Source organism: Streptomyces sp. 150FB (assembly GCF_000818195.1).
Lineage (GTDB): Bacteria > Actinomycetota > Actinomycetes > Streptomycetales > Streptomycetaceae > Streptomyces.
Genome location: NZ_JTHL01000001.1, coordinates 5,877,155 through 5,883,284, shown reverse-complemented (window position 1 = coordinate 5,883,284; position 6,130 = coordinate 5,877,155). Strand labels below are relative to the sequence as shown.

General features: G+C 70.2%; 4 protein-coding genes. All 4 read right to left on the bottom strand.

The annotated features are described in order from the left end of the window. A partial coding sequence (locus QR77_RS25410; protein WP_040028626.1) for a glycine betaine/L-proline ABC transporter ATP-binding protein occupies nucleotides 1–936 on the bottom strand: 936 nt, incomplete at its 3' end. A 31-nt stretch (nucleotides 937–967) separates the two neighbouring features. After that, nucleotides 968–2,512, bottom strand: coding sequence for a GMC oxidoreductase (locus tag QR77_RS25405; protein ID WP_052489048.1), 1,545 nt, complete (start codon nucleotides 2,510–2,512; stop codon nucleotides 968–970). Nucleotides 2,513–2,604: 92 nt separating this feature from the next. Then, the gene (locus QR77_RS25400; protein WP_040024405.1) at nucleotides 2,605–4,125 is read right to left on the bottom strand and encodes an aldehyde dehydrogenase family protein; all 1,521 of its coding nucleotides are present in this window, start codon (nucleotides 4,123–4,125) and stop codon (nucleotides 2,605–2,607) included. Between the two features lie 203 nt (nucleotides 4,126–4,328). Next, nucleotides 4,329–5,771 carry a glycoside hydrolase family 30 beta sandwich domain-containing protein gene (locus tag QR77_RS25395; protein WP_078877110.1) on the bottom strand — a complete coding sequence of 481 codons (1,443 nt, stop codon included), beginning with the start codon at nucleotides 5,769–5,771 and terminating at the stop codon, nucleotides 4,329–4,331. Nucleotides 5,772–6,130 lie beyond the last annotated feature (359 nt).

The window sequence follows — 6,130 nt, the reverse complement described above, 5'->3', positions numbered from 1 at the left end:
CGTCGGCGCGAGGGCGGGTCCGGTCTCGGCGTCCTCGGCCCGGGCGTCGCGCATGGCGGCGCCGACGGTGATGACCTGCTCGCGCGGTACGTCGCGGACGAAGTCCCGTACGTAGTCGTCGGCCGGGCTGCCGACGATCTCCTCCGGGGTGCCGATCTGCACGATGCGGCCGTCCCGCATGAGGGCGATCCGGTCGCCGAGGCGCAGCGCCTCGTTGAGGTCGTGGGTGATGAAGATCATCGTGCGGCCCTCTTCGTGGTGCAGCCGGATGACCTCCTCCTGCATGTCGCGCCGGATCAGCGGGTCGAGGGCGCTGAACGGCTCGTCGAACAGCAGGACTTGGGGGTCCACGGCGAGCGCGCGGGCGAGCCCGACGCGCTGCTGCTGGCCGCCGGAGAGCTGTCCGGGGCGGCGGCTCTCCATGCCTTCGAGGCCGACCTTGTCGACGACTTCGGCCGCTTTCGCGCGGCGCTGGGCGCGGCCCATGCCCTGGATCTCCAGGCCGTAGGCGACGTTGTCGATGACCGAGCGGTGCGGCAGCAGGCCGAAGTGCTGGAAGACCATGGCGGCGCGGTGGCGGCGGAGTTCGCGCAGCCTGGTGCGGTCCATGGACAGGACGTTCTCGCCGTCGATGGCGATCTCGCCGGCGGTCGGTTCGATGAGCCGGGTCAGACAGCGGACCAGGGTGGATTTGCCCGATCCGGACAGGCCCATGACAACGAAGACCTCGCCCTTGCGTACGTCGAAGGAGACATCGCGTACGGCGGCGGTGCAGCCCGTACGGGCGCGCAGCTCGGCGGGGGTGAGCGCGGCGAGTTCGGGGTCGGCGGGGACGCGGGCGGCCTTGGGGCCGAAGACCTTCCACAGGCCGCGTACGGAGAAGACGGGGGCGCCGTCCGGGGGCGGGGTGCCGGGGTCCCGCGGGGTGTTCTGCATGTTCTGCGTGTGGTCGGAAACGGTCATCGGGTCAGTCCCTCTCGTCGGTGGCCGCTGCCGCTGTCCTCGGCCGCGTCAGCAGTTCCGCGCACTTCTCGCCGACCATCAGCACGCCGACCATCGGGTTCACGGCGGGCAGCGTCGGGAAGACGGACGCGTCGGCGATCCGGATGCCGTCGAGCCCCCGTACCTTCAAGTCCGGTGCGACCACGGCCAGTTCGTCGGTCTCCGCGCCCATTCGGCAGGTGCCGGCCGGGTGGTACACGGTGTAGGCGCTCTTGCGGGCGTACTCACTCAACTCGTCGTCGGAGGTGATCCCGGGGCCCGGGCACACCTCGCGCTTCAGCCACGCGGCGAACGGCTCGCGGGCCGCGACCTCGCGCGCGATCCTGATGCCGTCGACGAGGGTCCTGCCGTCGTAGTCGTCCTCGTCCGTGAAGTACCGGAAGTCCAGGGCCGGTTTGACCTCGGGGTCGGCGCTGGTGAGGTAAAGCCTGCCCCGGCTGCGGGCCTTGGGGATGTTCGGGGTCATCGCCACGCCGTGCTCGGGGCGTTCGTACCCGAGCTGCTCCGCGTTGTCGGTGAACGGGATCTGGTAGAAGTGGAACATCAGGTCCGGACCCTCGCTCCCCGGGTCGCGCCGGACGAAGAGGCCCGCGTCGGAGTCCATCGCCGAGTTCTCCGGGATCGCCCCGTGCGTCTCCCAGACGATCACCGATTCGGGGTGGTCGATGAGGTTCTCGCCGACGCCCGGCAGCTCGTGGACCACCGGGATGCCGAGCTTCTCCAGGTCGGCGCGCGGCCCGATGCCCGAGTGCAGCAGCAGCCGGGGCGTGTCCACGGCGCCCGCGCAGACGATGACCTCCTGCCGCGCCCGGACGAGGAGTTCCTCGCCGTCCTTCGTACGGACATGGACGGCCCGCGCCTCGGTGCCTTCGAGTTCCAGCCTGAACGCCCAGGTCTCCAGCAGGAGATGGAGGTTCGGCCGGTCGAGGAAGGGGTGCAGATAGGCGACGGACGCCGAGGACCGCTTGTTGTCCGCCGGGTGGTAGGCGAGGTCGAAGAAGCCGACACCCTCGTGGAAGGGCTTCTTGTTGAAGGAGCTGACGCGAGGCACGCCCAGCGCGCTCTGCGCCGCGTCGACGAAGTCACGCGCGATCGCGTTACGGTCCGCCTCGTCCACCGGCACGATGTTGTTGCGCAGCCTGGCGAAGTACGGGTCCATCGAGGCGGCGTCCCAGCCGTCGGCGCCCGCCTCGGCCCACTCGTCCCAGTCGGAGGGCAGCGGCTTGAAGGCGATGAGCGTGTTGTGGGACGAGCAGCCGCCGAGAACCCGGGCTCTGCTGTGCCGGATGTGGGAGTTGCCGCGTGGCTGCTCGGTCGTCGGGTAGTCGTAGTCGAGTTCCCCGCCGAGCAGGCCCATCCAGCGGCGCAGCGTGAGGACTTCGGGTCGGTCGAGGTCCGAGGGGCCGCCCTCGATGACGGCGACGGTGACGTCCGGGTTCTCGGTGAGCCGGGAGGCGATCACCGATCCCGCCGTACCGCCCCCGACAACGACATAGTCGTACTCGGCCATAGCTGTTCTGCTCCTCTTCGTGGAGGCTCCGCGTGAAGCGTTGCGCGCCGTACGGGCACGCGCCGTACGGGCACGGGTCGTACGGGTAGGGGTCAGCCGGCGAACCAGCGCACCGGGCGGGGTTCGAGGTTCTGGTAGATGTGCTTGGCCTCGCGGTACTCGGCGAGACCCGCCGGGCCCAGCTCGCGCCCGATGCCCGACTTCCCGAAGCCGCCCCACTCCGCCTGCGGCAGGTAGGGGTGGAAGTCGTTGATCCACACGGTGCCGTGCCGCAGCCGTCCCGCCACGCGCCGCGCCCGTCCCGGGTCGGCGCTCCACACACCCCCGGCAAGGCCGTACTCGGTGTCGTTGGCGAGCGTGACGGCCTCGTCCTCGGTGCGGAAGGTCTCGACCGTCAGCACGGGCCCGAAGACCTCTTCCCGTACGACGCGCATCTCGCGGTGGCAGTGGTCGAGGACCGTCGGCTCGTAGAAGTAGCCCTCGGCGGGCCTGACTTCGGACGGCTCGGGCCGCCGGCCGCCGGAGCGCAGTACGGCTCCTTCGGCGAGCGCCGAAGCCACGTACTCCTCGGTCTTCGCCAACTGCTGTGCGGATACGAGCGGTCCGCACTCCACGGCCTTCTCGGTGCCGCGTCCGAGCCTGATCCGCCCGGCGCGCAGGGCGAGTTCGGTGACGAAGCGCTCGCGCAGGCTCTCCTCGACGATGAGGCGCGACCCCGCCGAGCAGACCTGGCCGCTGTGGATGAAGGCGGCGTTCAGCGCCTGGTCGACGGCGGTGTCGAAGCCCTCCTCGGTGGCGCAGGCGTCGGCGAAGACGACGTTCGGGTTCTTGCCGCCGAGTTCGAGCGCGACCTTCTTCACGCCGGGCGCCGCGGCCCGCATCACCTCCGTACCGCTGCGCAGCCCGCCGGTGAAGGAGACGAGGTCGACATCGGGGTGCTCGGACATCCGGGCGCCCACGGTGGCGCCGGGGCCGGTCACCAGATTCGCGACGCCGGGCGGCAGGCCGGCCTCGGCGAGCAGGTCGATGAGGTCGACAGTGGTGAGCGGGGTGAGTTCGCTGGGCTTGACGACAAAGGTGTTGCCGGCGGCGAGCGCCGGGGCGATCTTCCAACTCGCCTGGAGAAGCGGGTAGTTCCAGGGGGTGATCAGCGCGCAGACGCCCACCGGCTCGTGCACGACCACGCTGTGCACGGTGTCGGAGCCCGCGTCGACGACCCGGCCGCCGCTCTCGTTCATCACCAGGTCGGCGAAGTAGCGGAAGGCGTCGGCGACGCAGTCGACGTCGACGCGGCCCTCCTCCAGCGTCTTGCCGGAGTCCCTGCTCTCCAGCAGCGCGATCTTCTCGCGGTTGCGGATCAGCAGGTCGGCGGTGCGCCGCAGCAGCGCGGCGCGCTCGGCGACGGGGGTACGCGGCCAGGGGCCCGTGTCGAACGCCTCACGTGCCGCTGCTATCGCTGCGTCGGCGTCCTCGGCCCCACCCTCCGACACGACGGCGAGAACCGTCGCGTCGGCGGGGTCGAGGATGTCACGCGTGGAACCGGAGGCGGCTTTGCGCCACTCCCCGCCCACTCGAATGGTCTGTTGTGCCGACACGTCGCGATTGCCTTCCATTCCCGGAACGTTCTCCACCAGCAAGAACTGGCGATCCGGTCGCCTGCCCAGGGGCGCGGAAAGCATGCGCGTCCGGCTGCCGAAAACTTACCTCCGCCCGAAAGCGGTACGTCTCGGAGCCTGCTCGGCGCGAGGCGGGCGCCGGAGCGCGGGGCAGGGGTCCGGACGGGCAGCGCGTGTCGGGGCGCGGGGCAGCGCGCGCGTCAGCCGGAGGTCGCCCCCTGCCAGGTGAAGGTGGCCACGGCGCCCGCCGGCAGGTCGTACGTGAGCGACCGGCCGTTCTCGGTGATCGAGAAGTGCTGGGACGACGATGTGGCGTTGAGCACCACGTCCCCGCGGGTGCCGTCGGGGTTGAGGAAGGCGACGTTCTGGAGTCCGCCGCCGCCCTGGCTGGTGGAACCTATGCGGTGCGCACCGGGCTTGACGAACTTGGAGATTTGCCCCAATACGTAGTATTCGGCGTTCTTGGTGTAATTGCCGTTCGCGACCTCGACGACACCGTTGCACTTGGTGTCGCAGTTACCGAACTGCGGTCCGCCCGCACTGTCCAGCGCCATGTTCCACAGGACCGCTGTCTGACCGCCGCTGCGCAGGTTGCGGATGATCAGGTTCTCGGTCTGCCACTTCAGGGTGTCGCTGAAGGTGCTGGCGGCGTCGGCCGAGTCGGTGCCCGAGCACTCGGTGAAGAAGACCGCCTTTCCGGTGTCGGCGACCTGCTGCTCCGCCTCCGGCTGGCCTCCGTAGCAGTGGAAGGCGGCGCCCTTGAGCCGCGCGACGCCGCTGTCCTGGGAGAGGACGGAGAGCGGGTACTCCGGGTTGGTCCAGTTGTGGTCGAAGGCGAACAGGTTGGTGTCGAGGCCGGCGGCGGTGAGCTTGGCGTCGAGGACCTTGATGAAGGCGGCCTCCTCGTCGGCCGTCATGCCCGCCGAGGGGTAGCCGGACTCGTTCTGCGGCTCGTTCTGCACGGTGAGGTCGGTGACGGGCGCCTGCGCGTCGCCGTACGCCTGGACCGCCTTCACCAGGTAGTCGGCGTACGCGTCGTAGTTCTCGGGCTTGAGGCTGCCGCCGCTGAGGTTGCCGCTGTCCTTCATCCAGGCGGGCGGCGACCAGGGGGTACCCATGATCCGGATCGCCGGGTTCACGCCCCTGGCCTGCTTGATCATGGGGATGATCTCCTGCTGGTCGCGGGAGATGCTGAACTGGCCCTGGGTGTCCTCGTACGAGTAGAACGGCTGCTTCGCCACGTAGTCCGAGGCGCCGAGCGGCTGCCGCAGGTAGTCGAGGCCGATGCCGGAGTCCGTGCCGAACAGCTCGTTCATCAGATTGGCGCGGACGCTGTCGCTGAGCCCGGCCACGAGGTGGGCGGACGACTCGGTGAACGAGGCTCCGAAGCCGACCAGCGGCTGGTCCTGCTCACCGGCGTTGACCGAGATGTCGGTCGCCTGCGGTGCCGAGTCGGAGAAGGTGGCCGCGTCCGAGGCCGCGAGCTTCTTGCTGCCGTCGGCCGTGGTGATCCAGACCTGCGCCGTCGGGTCCGCGGCCTGGGCCGTGCCGGTGAGGGCGAGGGCGGTGGCGCCGAGGGCGAGCGTGCTCGCCACGGCGATCAGCCGGGCGCTCCGCGCGCGAGGGCGGTGTGCTGCTGTCATGGTGTACGGCTCCTGCTGTGTGGGGGGTTCGGAGCGGTGCGCATGCTGAAGTCGCGGCGGTCAGTTGGGGTTTCGCGCCGCGCGCACCTTAGTTCGCACCATGATTTAACTCGTGAGGAAAGCGGAGGGGCAAGGGTTCGGACGGGCCCCGCTCCGCCGCGTACGCCCTGCCGCGAGGCGCGTACGCCCCTCTAGGCCCTGTCTGACAAATCCCGCCTGGCTCGCGGCGCCCGGCACGCACACTCGCCGCGTTGTCGGAGTCATCCAAGTACGTCCAGTACGAGGACGATCCTCCGCCTTGCGATTGCACGCACCGACCACCGCGAGCCCGCCCTCCGGGCGGACGGCGGGATTTGTCA